We start from the raw sequence: 16068 nt of genomic DNA, 5'->3' as shown, positions 1-16068 counted from the left end.
GCGGGGGCGTCAGTCCTTGCCGCGGCCGGACATGGCGTCGCGGAGGCGGTCGACCAGTCCGACGCCCGGGGCGAGGAGCTTGTTGGCCGGCGGCTTGTCGGGGGCGGACGGGTGCGGGCGGGTCGGGGCGATCTTCTTCGCCTGGCGGACCTTGTCGCCGAGCTCGTTCAGCATCTCCGCGGAACACGCGGCCCGCAGCTGGGGGAAGAGGTCGTTCTCCTCTTCGGCGATGTGCTGGCGGACCTCCGTCATCAGCTTGGTGACCAGGACGTCGAACTGCGGGTCGTCGGCCGCGCAGCCCTCCAGGTCCTTCATGATCTGCTCGGCCTTCGCGTGGTCGCGGAGCTCCTCGTCGGCCATGGCGTCGCCGTCGGCGAGGTGCTCGCGCACCGCGGGGTACAGGTACATCTCCTCGGCGACCGAGTGCCGGACCAGCTCCATGGTGACCTGGTCCGCGTAGGTCTTCCTGCGGGGGTCGCCGGCCGACGCCTCCTGGATGTTGGTGAAGAGCTCCTCCACTTCCTCGTGGTCGGTGGTGAGCTCCGCGATCACGTCTCCGCCGTGTCCCATGGGTTCTCCTGGGGATGGGGCCGTTGTGGACCTTCCCCACTTAACGCGCAGGCGGAGGACGCGCCGGGGATTGGGCCCGCACCCAGCGTGTCGCTCCCGGGCGCTTCGGGCCGCCGCCGCCCGCCGCCTCCGGGCGCCTCGCGGCGGACGGGTCGGGCGGCTCAGACGGGACGGACGGGGCCGACAGGACGGGGCGGACGAGGCGGACGAGGCGGACGAGGCGGACGGGGCGCACAGGGCGGATGAGGCCGTGGTCACTTACCGGCGGGAAGCGTTCCGGCCGGGACCGGGGCGGAGCTATGGTTCACCCGTTCCGCCCTCTTGTCCGCTCCATCCGGATGGTCCGCCATGTCCGAAGACGTCTCCCTGTCCCCGCTGATAGCGGCGACCACCGAGTGGCTCCTCCGCGCCTACCCGTCCGGTCCGGGCGCCTTCCAGCGCAGCCTCGCCGAGGCGCAGGCCCGCCAGGCGGTGACGGTGGCGGCGTGGCTGCGGTACCCGACGGAGCTGGACGCGGAGCTGGTCCTGCTGACGGGACCGGGCGGTACGGGCCGGCTCGACTGGGTCACCGGCGCGGACGGCTCCGCCGATGCCGGGGAGGATCCCGGGGAGGATCCCGGGGCGGATGCATGGCGCACGTGGGTGGACGAGGTCGTCGCCAGCTGGGCGGTGAGCCTGCTGAGCGATCCCGGACTGGCGGCGGCAGCCATGGGGGCACTGGCCGGCACGGCGCACGCGCCGGTCCCGCCCGTCGTGTTCCGGCGGCTGACCGAGCCGGACGCCCACGACCGGGGCGCGGCCGGCCTGCTGCGGCACCCCGATCTCGTCGGCCCGGTGGCCGAGTTGCACCGAGGCGGTCTGGAGGACCGCCTGCGCGCCGGGACCAGCCTCACCGGCTGACCCCGAGCGCGGCGGCCGGCCGGTGTTCCGCCACGTGGACCGGACCGGCCCCGGACGTTCGTTCGCGGTGCTGCCCGCGGGGGCGGCCGGGATCCACGATGCACGGGGGACCTGTGGAGGGAGCGGCCATGCCCAGCGCTTCGGCGGAGGGCCTGGACCTCGACCTCGGTGGCGTGACCTCCTTCGCGCCGGCCGCCCGGGCGGTCCTGACCGGGCTCGTGGTGCGTGCGGCGTCCGAGGGCAAGACCGTCGTGGTCACCGCCGCCGCCGACGGTGTCCGGCGTACGGCGGAGGCCCCGCCGTGGACAGCGGGGTCCGGGTCCGCGAGCACCGGGACGGAACGGTGCTGATCCCCTGGGACGACCCCGGGACGGCCGCCCGCACCACGCGGGTCACCAGGTGGTGGCCCGCGCCCTCCGGGATCCGGGACGACTCCCTCGAAACCCACGGCCGCCGGGTGCGCCCGTACGAGCACGGCTCCCTCGTGGTCGTGCGGGCGGTGACCCACGGGAGCTGACGGGTTCCTCGCACGGTGGTGTCGGGCAGGGCCCGCAGGGCGACGGCCGCGAGGTGGCGGGCGGCGGTGGCCGCGAGCAGTGGGCTGTCGCAGGGGTCGGGTCCGGCCAGGCGTGGTGGCGGAGGCAGGCGACGGCGGCACCGAGCCGGCGGTCGGCGGCCGCGCTGACGGCCCGCTGACCGTCAGGTCTCCCCGCCGTCAGGGCCTGGACAGCCCGTGACGGGACCGGGCACCCGCCCGGTCCCGGGCCGGGTCAGGCTCCTTCGCCGAGGACGGCGCGGACCAGTTCGCGCTGTTCCTCGGAGAGGAAGGGGTCCTGGACGTCGAGCACCTGGTCGTCGATGGTGATGCGGTAGTGGAAGCCGTCCGCCGTGGCCGCGAGGGCCCGGTGGGCGAGTTCCTCCCAGCGCGCGGCGTCCGCACGGCCGTCGGTGTCGAGTTCGCGGGTCTTCTCGACGCCGGTGAAGCCGCCGGACCGGGTGACGGTGATCAGCATGGCCGTTCCTCCCGATGGCGAGTGCGTGTCGGCGGTGTGCCGCCGTGGTCGCGGCTGCCCCGAACTCCCGTCCGCTCCCGGCACCGGGCCGCCCTCGGCGCGGATCGTCCGGAAACCGCCGTTCCATGGCCGGTGCGGACCCCTTCGGAGGGGGTTGCGCCGGCGCGGTGTCCGCCGATGGGGGGAGCGCGCGGTGTGCCGGGCCGGTGGTGCGGCCGGGCGTGGCGCAGGGTCGTGCCCGGTGCCGCGCGAGGGCGGCCCGGTCGGTCGTGGGATGGGAGCGCCGGTGCGTGGTTTCAGGAGGTTCGTGGTGGCGGGTACGGCCGCGGTCGTGGCGGCGGTCGTGGCCGCGGGGACCGCGGTGGCGGAACCGGCGTACGCGGAGGGGCTGGTCGTCAGCCCGTCCGGGGTGAAGGTCCGGGCCCACGCCACCAGGGACGCCCGGGTCGTGGGCGTCCTGGATCCTTGGCGGCAGGTCCGGCTGGCCTGTCAGACCGCCGGTGACTGGGTGGAGGGCAACGACATCTGGTACCGGCTGCACGACAAGCACGGCAAGCACGGCTGGGTGTCGGCCCGGTACGTGCACAACTACACGGTCGTGCCGTGGTGCTGAGCCCGTGGCGGGCCGGGCGGATGCCCCGGCCGTTCCCGGGGCAGGCGGGCACGTGCACCGTGCACCGCACCGTGCAGCGCGTGGATCCGTCGAGTCGATGACGTACGGCCCGGGCCGCCGTCGGACGGCCGCGGGTGCGTACGGGGAGGAGTCGCCATGAGTACGCCACCCAACGATCCGGTACCCCCCAACCCCACCCCGGCGCCGGGCCCGGGACCGGGTCCGCAGCCCGGGCCGGTACCCGGACCGGTGCCCGCCCCCGGCCCGGACCCGGTGCCCCCGGCCCCGCCGCGGCCCGGTCCCGACCCCGAGCCGCCGGGCCCCCGCCCGGAGCCGGGGCCGCCGCCCGGACCGCTGCCCGGGCCGCTCCCCGCGCCCGGCCCGGCCACCTGACCGCGGCCGCCGCCGGCGGGGGCTCACCCCGCCGCGGGGCGGGCATCCGGCCGGCGGCGCCGGGCCAGCGCCAGGGCCGTCACGAGGTAGACGGCGGCGAACAGCGCGAAGACCTCGGCGTGCGGGAGGGCCGAAGCGGCCGCCGCGTACGCCCCGTAGACGGCGACGGTACCCAGGTCGGTGCCGGTCCCGGCCAGCGAGGTCAGCGTGGCCCGGGCCGGTCCGCGGATGCCGGCCTGGAGCCGGGCGTCGGCCAGGACGCTCGCCAGCTGGAAGCCGCAGAACGCGAGCGCCACGAGCAGCACGCCTGCCGGGTGGCGCAGCAGCGCGCCCGCGGCCAGGGCGGCCCCGGCGGAGGCGAGCAGTCCGGCGAGGCCGCGCCGGCCCAGGCGTTCTCCGGCACCGGCCAGCAGACCGCCGGCGGTGGCCGCGGCCCAGACGACCAGCAGCAGGTACGGCACGTCCGCCGTGGCCGTGCCGGTGTCGCGGACCAGGAGCGGGGTGTACTCGTCGAGGGCGCCCCAGACGGCCGTCACGGCCGGCACGAGCAGCAGGGCGCCGCGTACGGGCCGGTTCGTACGGGCTTCGGTGAGGCCCGCGCGGAGGGCGGCCGCCCAGCCCGCGGCCGGACCGCCGTCGCGGACCGTCCCGCCGCCGGCCGTTACGCCGCCGGCCGTCGCGCCGCCGCCCGTCGCGCCGCCGGCCGTCAGGCCGCCGGTGCGCCGTGGCCGGTGTTCCGGCAGGCAGGCGGCGGCCGCCGCGGCCAGCAGGCAGACCGCGACGCTCGCCGCCCCCACCGCCGGGTAGCCGCCGGCCGCGAGCACCGGTCCGGCCAGGCCGTTGGCCGCCATCACCGCCAGCAGTCCGGCGGCGCGGGTCCGGCCCATGGTCCGGGCGTACCGGTCGGCGGCGCCGCGCCGGTCGAGCTCGTCGTACACGAGCGCCTCCAGCGCGCCGGAGCCGAGCGCGCCCTTGGCGCCCCACAGCACGAAGCCGATGGCGAAGGTGCCGTACGAGGGCACGAGCACCCACAGGCCGAAGCCGGCGGCGGTGAGCAGCGGACCGGCCCACAGCAGCGTCCTGCGGGAGAAGGCGTCGGCCCAGGCACCGGAGGGCAGTTCGAACAGGACGCCGCTCAGCGACCAGAGGGCGAAGAGCGAGGAGATCTGCCACACCGACAGTCCGGTGTCGCTGAAGAGCAGTGCGTAGACGGGGTAGAGCAGGACGAGGTCGTCGAGGAACGCGTAGCAGTAGAGCGCGGCCGTCAGGCGCCGCACCGGGGTGCGGGGCGCGCTCGGGGCTGTCAGGGTCATGGGGCCTTCCCGCGGGTTCGTTTCGGACGCCGGACGAGCGGCGGCCGCGGCGGTCCGCGGGAGGAGGCGGGTTCAGCAGATCAATGTCGTCGGCTCATGGGGCCGATGCTAGCGCCGGACGCTGCTCACGCCGACTCCTTTTGGAGGGTGCGCAGCAGCTCGAAGGCGGGGGCGTCGACCGAGCGCCGGGTGTTGCTCAGGACGGCGACGGCGGTTCCGGTCTCCGGGTCGAACCCGGCGAAGGAGGAGAAGCCGCCGGTGCCGCCGTTGTGCCAGATCTGCAGGTGGCCGCCCTGGCTCGGGTGCAGGCGGTGGGCCGCCCAGCCGAGGTGCTGCCAGGTGAAGCGGTTCGTGCGGTGCTCGACCTCCCGGCTGAGCCGGATCGCCTCGGCGAGCTCCGCGGGGCCGCCGCCGTCGAGCTGGGCCCGTAGGTAGGCCGTCAGGTCGGTGGCGGTGGACCACAGGCCGCCTGCCCCGGCGAGGTCGGCCAGGTGCCAGGGCGGGGTGGGGCGGCGCCTGGCGTCGTGGCCCTGGGCGAGCCGGCCCGCCCGGGTGCCGGCGACCGAGACGGCGGTGTCGTGCAGGCCGAGCGGGGCGCTCACCTCGTCGGTGACGAGCTCCTCGTAGGTGGTGCCGGCGCGGTGGGCGAGGGCCAGTCCGAGGAGCCCGGCGCCGAGGTTGGAGTAGTGGACCCGGCGGCCGGGGGTGGCGCGCAGGCGGGTGCGGGCCAGCCCGGCCAGCAGGACGTCCGCGGTGCAGCCGGCGTACGGGTCGGGGGTGCCCGGGCGCAGCAGGGCGCGGATCAGCATGCCCTTGGGCAGCCGGGGCAGGCCGGAGGTGTGGGTGGCGAGGTGCCGGAGGGTGATCTCCTGCCCGTCCCGCGAGGGTACGGCGGTGCCGTCGGGGAGGAGGGCGGCCAGCGGGTCGTCGAGGCGCACGGTGCCGGCGACCGCCATCCGTGCGAGGGCCAGCCCGGTGAAGGTCTTGGTCACCGAGCCGATCTCGAAGAGCGTGCCGGAGTCCGGTGTTCCGCCGCCGGTGGCGCCGGTGGTTCCCGCCCCCGCGATCTCCACGTGGCCGCCCGCGACGGCGGCGACCACGACGCCTACGTGCCTTCGCGCGAGCCGGTCCGCGGTGTGCCGGGCCAGGGTGCCGAGTCGGTGTGCCGTGTCCATGCCTGAATCATCGGGGCGCGGGAGGGCCGGCCCGCTGCGCCCGGGTGATGATTCCGCGGTGGCCGCCGTGCGACCTGAGGAGGAGCGGGGCCGATACGAACGGGTACGCGCGGGGCATGCAGACGTTTCTTCCGTATCCCGACTTCGCCGGTTCGGCCGCCGTACTGGACCCGCGGCGGCTGGGCAAGCAGCGGGTCGAGGCGCTCCAGGTGTTCCGGGGTCTGACGGTGCCCGGGTACGGGTGGCGCCGGCATCCGGCGGTCCGGATGTGGGCGGGCTACGAGGAGGCGCTGGTGCGGTACACCCTGGACGTGTGCGGGGTGTGGACCGCGGAGGGGCGCGCCGACACGTGCGCGGCCACCCTGATGGGCGGGTACCTCGCCTGGTGCCCCGGGGGCACGGTGCGGGAGCAGCACCGCCTCGCGGCGGACGGCGAGCTGCCGCCCTGGCTGGGCGACCCGGGGTTCCACCGGAGCCACCAGTCCGCGCTCGTGCGCAAGGACCCGGAGGTGTACCGGCGGCACTTCCCCGGCGTGCCCGAGGACCTGCCGTACGTGTGGCCCGCCTCCGACCGGGAGGCCCGGCCCGGCGGGCCGTGACCCGGGGCCTGGTTCCTCGTCCCTGGGGCGTCCGGGCCCTTCCGTACACTGGGAGGCACCGCGCTCGCGGTCCGGGGCGGCCCGTCCCGTGGGCGGCGGCGCGGTGTCCGAGGCGCTACCGGCGAAGGGACGTGGACATGGCCCGGCGCTCCGCAGGACCACCCGTCCCCGCCGAGGGGCTGTTCGGCCTGGACGACCTGGTGGCGGCCGCCCGGCCCGCCGGGGATGCGGACGCCACGCCCTTCCGGGACGGACCGCAGGCCCACCGGATGCTGCGGGTCGCGGAGATCCACGCCGAGCCGGCGGCCGCCGACTCCCTGCGGGGGCGGCAGATCATCGCGCGTTTCCCCGAGGCCAGGGTCGTGGAGACGGACTCCCACTGGCGCATCCCGCACCTGCACGGCAACGAGGGCAACGTGGAGCGGTGGGTGCGGGTCAAGCGCGAGACGCTGGTGCTCGGCGAGCGCAAGTCCTTCGCCGTCCGGCCCAACGGGCGGTCCGCCGACTGGATCGCCCCGGGGCTCTCCAACGGCTGCGCGATGGCGTGCGCGTACTGCTACGTCCCGCGCCGCAAGGGGTTCGCCAACCCGATCACCGTCTTCACCAACGTCGAACGGGTGCTGGGCGCGCTGGGCCGGCACATCGCGGCGGCGGGCCCCAAGCGGGAGCCCAACCAGTGCGACGAGCACGCCTGGGTGTACGACATCGGGGAGAACGGCGACTGCGCGGTGGACGACCTGATCAGCGACAACACCGCGGACCTGGTGCGGGCCTTCCGGCGGTGGCCGACCGCCAAGGCGTCCTTCGCGACCAAGTTCGTCAACCCGGACCTGCTGCGGCTGGACCCGCGGGGGCGTACGCGGATCAGGTTCTCCCTGATGCCGCCGGACGACTCCCGGCTGCTCGACGTGCGGACCACCCCGGTCCCGGAGCGCCTCGCCGCGGCGGCGGACTTCCTGGACGCCGGTTACGAGGTGCACTTCAACCTCTCCCCCGTGGTGATCCGGGAGGGCTGGGAGCGGGACTGGGGCGAGCTGCTCGGCGCCATGGACGACGCACTGCCGCGGCGGGTGAAGGACCAGGCCGCGGCCGAGGTGATCATGCTGACGCACAACCGCGAGCTGCACGAGGTCAATCTCGGCTGGCACCCGCGGGCCGAGGAAGTGCTGTGGCGTCCCGGCCTGCAGCAGCCGAAGCGGTCCGAGAACGGCGGCTGGAACGTGCGCTACCGCAACACGGTGAAGGCGTCGGCGGTGGCGGCGCTGCAGGAGATGATCGGGGCGCGCGCGCCCTGGCTGCGCGTGCGGTACGCGTTCTGACCCGTACGCCGGCGCGCCGCCGGGGCGGGGCCCGGGGCGCCGCCGGTACGGTGGGCGCCGCACACCGCCCCGCCGGAGGGAGCCCCGGACGTGATGCCGTACCGCGGGAAGCACGCCGTCCAGAGCGGCCTCCGTGCCGCCGTCATCGCCGCCGTCCTGTACGGCCTGTCGGCCACGTCGGCGACGGCGGCCGCGTTCCCGTCCGACCCGTCCGACCCGTGCCGGTGCGCGGCCCTCCAGCGCGACTTCGACGCCTACCGCCGCGGTGAGGTGCAGTACTTCGTCGACCCCACGCCCGCGTGGACGGAGGAGGCGGCGCGGTACGGCTGCGGCATCCCCGGCCTGGACGCACCGCCCGCAGGCCCGGACGCACCGCCCGCCGGCTGAGACCGGCCGCGCCCCGTGGGGCGGCACGGGACGGCCGAGACCTCCCGGGGCGCACCGCTGCACGGGCGCACCGCCCGTGTCCGCCCGGTGCGGCCGGATCGCGCTCTGGCCGGCGGGCATCGCATGCCGTCACCGTCGGAACAGGAACGTCTCCGACCGGAAGGACGCACGTTGGCCGCACCCGCGACACCCGCCCGTCCCCATCGACTGACCGTCTGGCAGGGCCGGATGCTGCTCCGGTTCATCGCCCTCGTCCAACGCAGGCTGGCCGCGAACCCCTCCCGGCCCGACGTGGCACTGCGCAACGCGGCGATGCGTGCAGCCCACCGCCGTGGTGTCGGCCGATCCGAGCTCGTGGCCACCACGGGGCTCAGCGGGCAGACCGTCGGGCGGGCCCTCGCCGGCGGGCCGACGGCCGAGTAGCCGGGCCGAGGAGGGTGCGGCGTGTTCACACCTTGGGGTGAAGTGCGCTGCGGGCCCCGCGCGGCGGGCGGTATCGTCCGCGCCGGCGATCACGTGCGGGGCGAGCGGGGCGGGGTGGGGCATGCGGGTGCGCGGCCTGCGAGCGGTGGGTTCTGCCGGGGCCGCGGCGGCCGTCGCCGTGCTCGTGTCGCTCGCCGCGAACGCCGCCACCTCAGCGGACCGCTGGCCGGGGCCCCTGGACCTGCTGCGGCGGCACGCCTGGCTGTCGGTGGCCGCCCTCGGGGCCTGGGCGGTGGTGCTCGCCGTCGTGTCGGCCTGGCGTCAGGGCCTGCCCGGCGCCGGGGCCGCCGGGGACCCGCCGCCGCCCCCGCCCGTGCCGGTGCCGGAGTGGGTGGTCGACCGGGAGGAGTGCGGCCGGGCGGCCGCCGCGGTGTGCGCGGGACGGCGTGCCGCCGGGCGGGCCGTCGCCATCACCACCTCCCTGGAGGGGGCCGGCGGGTTCGGCAAGACGACCCTCGCGGCCGTGGTGTGCGCGAGCCCCCGCGTACGCCGGCACTTCCGTGACCGGATCTTCACGGTGTCCATCGGGCGGGACGTACGCGGCCGGGCCGCGGTCGCGGCGAAGGTCGCCGAGGTCACCCGCTTCCTGACCGGCGACCAGACCGCCTACGACGATCCCGACCTGGCGGGGGCGCACCTCGGGCGGCTGCTGGACGAGCGGCCCCGGACGCTGCTGGTGCTGGACGACGTGTGGGAGGCCGAGCAGCTCGCGCCGTTCCTGCGGGGCGGCGGACGGTGCGTGCGGCTGGTCACCACCCGGGTGCCGTCGCTGCTCCCGCCGGGCAGTGCCCGCGTGCGCGTCGACCGGATGTCCCCGGCGCAGGCGCGCGCCGTGCTGACCTGGCAGCTGCCTCCGCTGCCCGCGACCACCGTACGGGACCTGCTGGCGGCCACCGGCCGCTGGGCGCTGTTGCTGCGGCTGACGAACCGGCTGATCGCCGGCCAGGTCGCGACCGGGGCGGACCCGGCGGCCGTCGCCGAACGGGCGGTACGGGCGCTGCGCGCGGGCGGGCCCGCGGCCCTGGACGGGCCGGCCGACGCCCTCGACCTGGACGACCCGGTACGCCGGGCGCGGGCCGTGCGCGCGACCGTGGAGGCGGCCCGGCTGCTGCTGGTGCCCGGCGGCGCGGACCGGCTCGCCGAGCTGGGGGTGTTCGCGGAGGACGAGGCCGTGCCGGTGCCGCTCGTGGCCCGGCTGTGGCAGCGCACCGGCGGCCTGGACGAGGCCGCGTGCCGGGCCCTGTGCGCCCAGCTGGACAGCCTGTCCCTGGTGTCGCTCGGCGGGGGCGAGGGCGGCCGGCTCACGATCCACGACGTGCTGCGCGACTACCTGCGGGAGGAGGTGGGCCCGGAGCGGCTGGCCGGGCTCCACGGCGCGCTGCTCGTCGTGTCGGCGCCGCCCCGCCCCGCGGCCGGCCGGCCCGTGCCGTGGTGGGAGGTCACGGAGGGCTACCTGCTCGACCACCTCGTCGACCACCTGCGGGGCGCGGGCCGCGGCGCGGAGGCCGAGCGGGTCGCCGGCGACGTCCGCTGGGTGGAGGCGCGGCTGCGCCGGCGGGGTCCGACCGGTCCCACCCGTGACCTGGCCCGGATCCCTGGCCCCGGCGCGGCCGCACGGGGCCGGGACCTGGGGCGGATCGCACACCTGCTCGGGCCGGTGGATCCCGGGCCGGGCGGGGACGGGCGGGACGCCGACCGGCTGCTCGCCAACGTGCTGCACGCGCGGCTGGCGCCGCTGCCCGGGTGGAGCCCCGGGATCGCGGCCCGGCAGGCCGACCCTTCGGCGCGGCCACTGCTGGTCAACCGGTGGGCGCCGCCGGACCTGCCCTCGCCGGAACTGCTGCGCACGCTGGTCGGCCTGGAGGCGGTTCCGCACGCGGTGGCGGTCGCCCCGGACGGGACGTGGCTGGCGACCGGCGACGATCGCGGTGAGGTGCGGCTCTGGGACGTCCGGGCGGGCCACTGCACCGCCGTGCTGAGCGGGCACCGCGGGCCGGTGAAGGCGCTGGCCGTCTCCCCCGACGGGACGTGGATCGCCAGCGGCGCGACGACGGACCGTGAGGTGCGGCTGTGGGACGTGCTGTCCGCCACCTGCACGACGGTCCTCGCCGGCCACCCGCACGGTGCCGCGGCGCTCGCGGTCGCACCGGACGGGACGTGGCTGGCGGCGGCGACCGGGCGGATCGTACGACTGTGGGACGTGGCGGCGGCGGACTCGCGGGTGACCCTCAGGGGGCACCGCGACCCCGTGCGGTCGGTGGCGATCGCCCCGGACGGCACCTGGCTGGCGACGGCCGGGAAGGGGGCCGGGGTGCGGACCTGGGACGCGGGGACGGGCCGGCCCCGCAGGACCCTCGGCGGAGGCGACACGGTCTGGGTCGGGATCAGCGGGGACGGCCGGCGGCTGGCCGCCGGCAGCGGCGGCCATCACGTGGGCGTGTGGGACACCGCGACCGGCGAGAGGCTGGCGGGCCGGGACGGCCGGTTCCGGGTGGGGTGGGGGGAAGCGGCGGCCGTGGCACCGGACGGGGCCTGGGTGGCCCTCGCGACGAAGCGGACCGTGCGGGTCTGGAGCGTCACGACGGGCCGCCCGGCGGCCGACCTGACCGGCCACCGGGCGCCCGTGACCGCCCTGGCCGCCGCGCCGGACGGCTCCTGGCTCGCCAGCGCCAGCCGCGACCTCACGATCCGGTTGTGGCACACGGGGTCCGTCGCCGCGGACGACTGGAGGGAAACCGGCACGGGTGAGCCGGTGCACGTGCTGGCGGTGGCGGCGGACGGGATCCTGACGGCTGGGGGACCGTGGGGAACCGAACGGTTCGACACCGGTGGGGCGCGCCCGCGCAGCCTCGAGCGGCACTTCTCCGGCGTGCTCGCCATGGCGTACGCGCCGGACGGGCAGTGGTGGGCCGAAGCCCGGTCCGACGGCAGGTTCTGCCGCGCCGGTTCCTTCGAGAACAGCAGGGGCGACCGGTACCGCATCTCGCCCCAGTCGCCGATGCCCCTGTCCGGCCGCGGCCCGTCGCCCGCCACCGCCGTCGCGGTCTCCCCGGACGGCTCCTGGGTCCTCGGGGGGAGGCAGGACGGCACGCTGGCCGTGTGGGACGCGGCCACCGAGGACTGCCGCGTCACCCTGCCGGGTGGCTGCGGGCCGGTCACCGCCGTGGTGATCGCCCCCGGCGGGTCCTGGTTCGCCGCGGCCGGCGAAGGGGGGCGGGTGCGGCTGTGGGACGCCGCGTCCCCGGCGTCCCCGGCGCCCCTGGTCGCGCTGGAGGACGGTCCGGGGGCGGTTGGCTGCCTGGCGGTCTCGCCGGACGGCCGGCTGCTGGCGTCGGGGCACGCCGACGGCGGGATCCGGCTGTGGGACGTTCCCGCCGGGACGCGGGCCGGGCTGCTGACGGGCCACGCGGGGCCCGTCGGGGGCGTGGCGTTCGCCCCGGCCGGGCGCCTGCTGGCCTCCGCCGGCCGGGACGGCGCCCTGCGGGTCTGGCACCCGGGCGCCGGACGCACGCTGGCCGCCGTGCGCGGCGACGGCCCGCTGGCCGCGTGCGCCTGGCTGCCCGACGGGCACGGTCTGGCGGCCGGCGGCGAACACGGCGTTCACCTTTACGACTTCCGGCCCTGAGGCGGGGCGCGCGCCGGTCCGAGATGCGGCCTGCCGCCCTCCGCTGCCATGGTGGTGGGGTGCGTCCCGGCCCCCGGCCGGGGCGGGGAACGGCCACAGGGCGCGGAAGGGCTGGCCGCACATGGGCAGTGGAGGCAGCAGGACCATCGGTGTGCTGGGATCCTACGGCGGCCGGAACGTCGGGGACGAGGCGATCCTCACCGCCATGCTGGGGTGCATCAGAGCGGGCCGGCCCGACGTCCGGGTGCTGCTGTTCTCACGGGACCCCGAGTACAGCCGCGGCGCGTTCCCGGACGTCGAGGTGGCCGGATGGGAGGGCGTGTGCCGGGAGCGGATCGCCGAGCACCTGGGCCGGCTCTCCGCCCTCGTGGTAGGTGGGGGCGGCATCCTGTACGACACGGAGGCGCGGCGCTACCTGCGCCTGGTCCGCACCGCGCAGGAGCTGGGCGTCCCGGTGTTCACGTACGCGGTCGGCGCGGGACCGCTCACCGACGAGGTGGACCTGGCGTGGACCCGCGAGACGCTGTCCGCCGCGGCCGAGGTGACCGTCCGCGACGAGGAGTCGAGGCGGGTGCTGGAGGAAGCCGGGGTGAGCCGGCCGGTGTTCGTCACCGCCGACCCCGCGCTGCTGCTGCGGCCGGGCGAGGGCGGGGCGGCGCTCCTGCGCGCCGAGGCGGTGCCGGAGGGGGTGCGGCTGATCGGGATGAGCGTGCGGGAGCCCGGCCGGGCCGCCGAACACCTCGACGAGGAGGGGTACCACCAGCTCCTCGCGACCATGGCCGACTACCTGGCGCACCGGCTCGACGCGCACGTCGTGTTCGTGCCGATGGAGCGTGACGACATCCGGCACGCGCACGCCGTGGTGTCCCGGATGGTCGCCGCCGAGCGGTGCCGGGTGCTGCACGCCCGGTACGGGCCGCAGCAGGTGCTGGACATCGTCCGGCAGCTGGACCTGGCCATCGGCATGCGACTGCACTTCCTGATCTTCGCCGCGCTGGCCGGGATCCCCGCGCTGCCGCTGCCCTACGCGGGCAAGGTGTTCGACTTCGCCCAGCAGATCGGCGCGCCCGCGCTGCGCGGGGTGGTCCGGGAGGCCACGGGCCCGCTGCTGGCGGAGGTGGACCGCCTGTGGGACGAACGTCCCGCCCGGGTGGCCCACATGGCCGGGCGGACCGGGGCGATGCAGGTGCGGGCGGCGGAGACGGCCCGGCGCCTCGTCGCCTTCCTCGACCGGGAGGCCCCCGCCCCGCTCACCGACCGTGCCGCTCCGCAGGCCGCGTCCCTGGCCGGCTGAACGCGAGCGGCTTCTCCCCCGCCTCGGAGGAATCGTGTCCCATCTGCTGCCTCCCCGGGTACCGCGGAGCGTCGAACTGCCGCCTCGCCGGGCCCTCCACGCCGGTTCGACCCAGGTCCTCGTCGTCGGAGGGGGGCCGGCCGGCATCGGGGCGGCCCTCGGGGCCGCCAACGCGGGCGCGCAGGTGATGCTGGTGGAGCGGTACGGCTTCCTCGGCGGCAACGCGACCGCCGCGTTGGTCATGCCGCTGATGAGCTTCCACAACGAGGTCAAGCAGGCCGTCGGCGGGGACGCCGCGCGGCTGCTGCCGCCCGACCACGGGGAGGGCGAGCCGGTGGTGGGCGGCGTGCTGTGGGTGCTGCTCGACCAGCTGGTGCGTGCGGGGGCGGCGATCCAGCCGTCCGTGGAGACCGGCTACACGGTGCCGTTCGACGCGGAGCTGTTCAAGCTGGTGCTGTACGACCTGCTGGACACGCACGAGGTCCGCACCCTGCTGCACGCCTTCGCCTCCGGTTACCTGCCGGTGCCGGACGGTGCCCGGGTGGTGTTCGAGACGAAGTCGGGGCCGGTCGTCATCGACGCCGACGTGGTCGTGGACTGCACCGGGGACGGGGACGTCGCCGCCGCGGCCGGCGCGGGGTTCGCGCTCGGCCGGCCCGAGGACGGCTGGACGCAGCCGATGACGCTGATGTTCCGGATGGTCCGTTTCGACCACGGGGAGTTCACCGGCTACGCCCGCGCCCACCCCGACCAGTGGAAGGGCGTGCACGGGCTGTGGGACCTGGTCCGCGAGGCCACGGACGCCGGAGAGCTCGATCTGCCGCGCGAGGACGTGCTGTTCTTCGCCACCCCGAACCCGGGTGAGATCGCGGTGAACTCCACGAGGGTCACCGAGGCGTTGGGGACCAGCGTGTGGGACCTGACGCGGGCGGAGTTCGCCGCCCACCGCCAGATGGCGCAGATCGCGCGGTTCCTGCGCAGCCGGGTGCCGGGGTTCGCCGACTCGTACGTCGTCCAGAGCGGCGTGCAGGTCGGTGTCCGGGAGACCCGCAGGATCGTCGGCGAGTACGAGCTGACCGGCGGGGACGTGTTGGGCGCCCGGAAGTTCGAGGACGCGGTCGCCCGCGGCGCCTACCCCGTGGACATCCACAACCCGAGCGGTCGCGGCACCACGCTCAAGCGGGTGCCGCGCGGGGAGTCGTACGACATCCCGCTGCGCTGCCTGCTGCCGCGCGGGCTGGACCGGCTGTTGGTGGCCGGCCGCTGCATCTCCGGCGACCACGTGGCGCACTCCTCGTACCGGGTGATGCCGATCTCGATGGCCACCGGGCAGGCGGCCGGGGTGTGCGCGGCCCTCGCCGCCACCGGGGGCGTCCGGCCCCGCGACGTACCGGCCGACGAAGTGCGGCGTGAACTCCGGCACCAGGGCGCCAACCTGGGCTGAGGTACCGGGCCCCTCCCCGGTGCCTCAGACGGCCCGCAGGGCGCCGGGGCGGCGTCCGGTGAGGCGGTCGAGTGCCGCGGAGGCGGCGGCGTCCGCCGGCAGGTGGACGATGAGGCGCTGGTCGTCGTCGGCGGGCAGCTCGAGGGTCTCGTACGTGAGCAGTAGTTCCCCCGCCGCGGGGTGGAGGAGCCGTAGGGTGCCGTGGGCCGGGGGCAGGCCCGGGAGGGTGGCCAGCCGGTCGGTGAACTCGGCCCCGCAGGCCAGGGCGAGTTCCTCCATCAGGGCTGCGGCGTGGGGGTCGGCCTGGCCCGGACCCACCTTGAGCGCCGCGACCTGCTCGTCGGCGACCCGGTCCCAGTCCGGGTAGGCGGTGCGGGCCCGCGGGTCGGTGAAGGCGAACCGGGCGAGGCTGGGACGGCTGCCGTCGAGCAGCCCGACCGGCTCGGCCAGCCGCCGGAAGCCGTCCGTGCAGGCGAGGATCTCGCTCAGCCGGTTCACCACCAGGGCGGGCGTGGGCTCCAGCCGGTCGAGCAGGGCGTGGACGGTGGGCCGGACCCTGGTGGTCGGGCCGGCGGCACCCGTGCAGCTGAAGCCGGGGTCGGCGCCCTTGGAGAGCCGGTGGAGGTGGAGGCGTTCGGCGGTGCCGAGGCGCAGGGCGTCGGCCAGCGCCGTCAGCACCTGGGCCGAGGGCCTGCGGTCCCGTCCCTGTTCGAGCCTGGTGACGTACTCGACGCTGACCCCGGCGAGCGTCGCCAGTTCCGCGCGCCGCAGCCCGGGGGTGCGTCGCCGGGGGCCGGCGGGCAGGCCCACCTCGGAGGGTGTGACGGCCTCGCGTCGCAGGCGGAGGAAGAGTCCCAGCTCGTTGTCGCTCACCCGCCGAACGTAACACCGGGGGCGGGGGCGGATCGTGGCCCTGCCACTACCACTCTCCTCCCGGTCT

The 16068-nt window shown here is 76.6% G+C and carries 16 protein-coding genes; 11 read left to right on the top strand and 5 right to left on the bottom strand.

Annotated elements, in window-relative coordinates:
- Positions 1-9: 9 nt before the first annotated feature.
- Positions 10-570, bottom strand: a complete 561-nt coding sequence (locus ACFY61_RS15260; protein ID WP_389471796.1) for a hemerythrin domain-containing protein — start codon at positions 568-570, stop codon at positions 10-12.
- A gap of 348 nt (positions 571-918) precedes the next feature.
- Here ACFY61_RS15260 and ACFY61_RS15255 point away from each other — a divergent pair, with 348 nt between their 5' ends.
- The 3 genes from ACFY61_RS15255 (at position 919) to ACFY61_RS15245 (ending at position 1987) form a co-directional block, all read left to right on the top strand.
- A complete protein-coding gene (locus ACFY61_RS15255) occupies positions 919-1470 on the top strand; it encodes a hypothetical protein (protein ID WP_389471794.1) in 552 nt (183 codons plus the stop codon).
- A 128-nt stretch (positions 1471-1598) separates the two neighbouring features.
- Positions 1599-1820, top strand: coding sequence for an STAS domain-containing protein (locus tag ACFY61_RS15250; protein WP_389471791.1), 222 nt, complete (start codon positions 1599-1601; stop codon positions 1818-1820).
- Complete coding sequence (locus tag ACFY61_RS15245) at positions 1814-1987, top strand: hypothetical protein (protein WP_389471789.1); 174 nt, start codon at positions 1814-1816, stop codon at positions 1985-1987. The genes ACFY61_RS15250 and ACFY61_RS15245 overlap by 7 nt, the downstream gene beginning before the upstream one ends.
- Before the next feature lie 253 nt (positions 1988-2240).
- Here the strand turns inward: ACFY61_RS15245 and ACFY61_RS15240 are convergent, their stop codons facing one another.
- Positions 2241-2483 carry a protealysin inhibitor emfourin gene (locus ACFY61_RS15240; RefSeq protein ID WP_389471787.1) on the bottom strand — a complete coding sequence of 81 codons (243 nt, stop codon included), beginning with the start codon at positions 2481-2483 and terminating at the stop codon, positions 2241-2243.
- Between the two features lie 286 nt (positions 2484-2769).
- On the opposite strand from ACFY61_RS15240, the gene ACFY61_RS15235 reads away from it, so the two are divergent.
- Entirely contained in the window at positions 2770-3096 is a 327-nt protein-coding gene (locus ACFY61_RS15235; RefSeq protein WP_389471784.1) for an SH3 domain-containing protein, read from the top strand.
- 416 nt (positions 3097-3512) lie between these two features.
- Here ACFY61_RS15235 and ACFY61_RS15230 read toward each other — a convergent pair whose 3' ends face one another.
- Both ACFY61_RS15230 and ACFY61_RS15225 read right to left on the bottom strand, forming a co-directional pair.
- A complete protein-coding gene (locus ACFY61_RS15230; RefSeq protein ID WP_389471782.1) occupies positions 3513-4802 on the bottom strand; it encodes an MFS transporter in 1290 nt (429 codons plus the stop codon).
- 125 nt (positions 4803-4927) lie between these two features.
- Positions 4928-5977 carry a serine hydrolase domain-containing protein gene (locus ACFY61_RS15225; protein ID WP_389471779.1) on the bottom strand — a complete coding sequence of 350 codons (1050 nt, stop codon included), beginning with the start codon at positions 5975-5977 and terminating at the stop codon, positions 4928-4930.
- Between the two features lie 116 nt (positions 5978-6093).
- Between ACFY61_RS15225 and ACFY61_RS15220 the strand changes: the two genes are divergently transcribed.
- From ACFY61_RS15220 to ACFY61_RS15190, 7 genes are all read left to right on the top strand, one after another.
- Positions 6094-6576 (top strand): MSMEG_6728 family protein, encoded by a 483-nt coding sequence (locus ACFY61_RS15220; RefSeq protein WP_389471777.1) that lies wholly within the window; start codon positions 6094-6096, stop codon positions 6574-6576.
- 137 nt (positions 6577-6713) lie between these two features.
- Positions 6714-7895, top strand: a complete 1182-nt coding sequence (locus ACFY61_RS15215) for a spore photoproduct lyase family protein (protein WP_389471775.1) — start codon at positions 6714-6716, stop codon at positions 7893-7895.
- A gap of 93 nt (positions 7896-7988) precedes the next feature.
- Positions 7989-8282: a hypothetical protein gene (locus tag ACFY61_RS15210; protein WP_389471772.1), complete on the top strand. Its 294-nt coding sequence runs from the start codon at positions 7989-7991 to the stop codon at positions 8280-8282.
- Between the two features lie 171 nt (positions 8283-8453).
- Positions 8454-8705 carry a hypothetical protein gene (locus tag ACFY61_RS15205; protein WP_389471769.1) on the top strand — a complete coding sequence of 84 codons (252 nt, stop codon included), beginning with the start codon at positions 8454-8456 and terminating at the stop codon, positions 8703-8705.
- Positions 8706-8850: 145 nt separating this feature from the next.
- A complete protein-coding gene (locus tag ACFY61_RS15200; protein ID WP_389471767.1) occupies positions 8851-12390 on the top strand; it encodes an NB-ARC domain-containing protein in 3540 nt (1179 codons plus the stop codon).
- Between the two features lie 151 nt (positions 12391-12541).
- Complete coding sequence (locus ACFY61_RS15195) at positions 12542-13684, top strand: polysaccharide pyruvyl transferase family protein (RefSeq protein WP_389471765.1); 1143 nt, start codon at positions 12542-12544, stop codon at positions 13682-13684.
- A gap of 34 nt (positions 13685-13718) precedes the next feature.
- Positions 13719-15128 (top strand): FAD-dependent oxidoreductase, encoded by a 1410-nt coding sequence (locus ACFY61_RS15190; RefSeq protein WP_389471764.1) that lies wholly within the window; start codon positions 13719-13721, stop codon positions 15126-15128.
- A gap of 24 nt (positions 15129-15152) precedes the next feature.
- Here the strand turns inward: ACFY61_RS15190 and ACFY61_RS15185 are convergent, their stop codons facing one another.
- Positions 15153-16001: a helix-turn-helix domain-containing protein gene (locus ACFY61_RS15185; RefSeq protein WP_389471761.1), complete on the bottom strand. Its 849-nt coding sequence runs from the start codon at positions 15999-16001 to the stop codon at positions 15153-15155.
- Positions 16002-16068 lie beyond the last annotated feature (67 nt).

The organism is Streptomyces sp. NPDC012888 (assembly GCF_042900645.1).
In the GTDB taxonomy this organism is placed as follows: domain Bacteria; phylum Actinomycetota; class Actinomycetes; order Streptomycetales; family Streptomycetaceae; genus Streptomyces.
The sequence above is the reverse complement of the archived record's forward strand: the minus strand, read 5'-3'. Positions and strand labels throughout refer to the sequence as shown.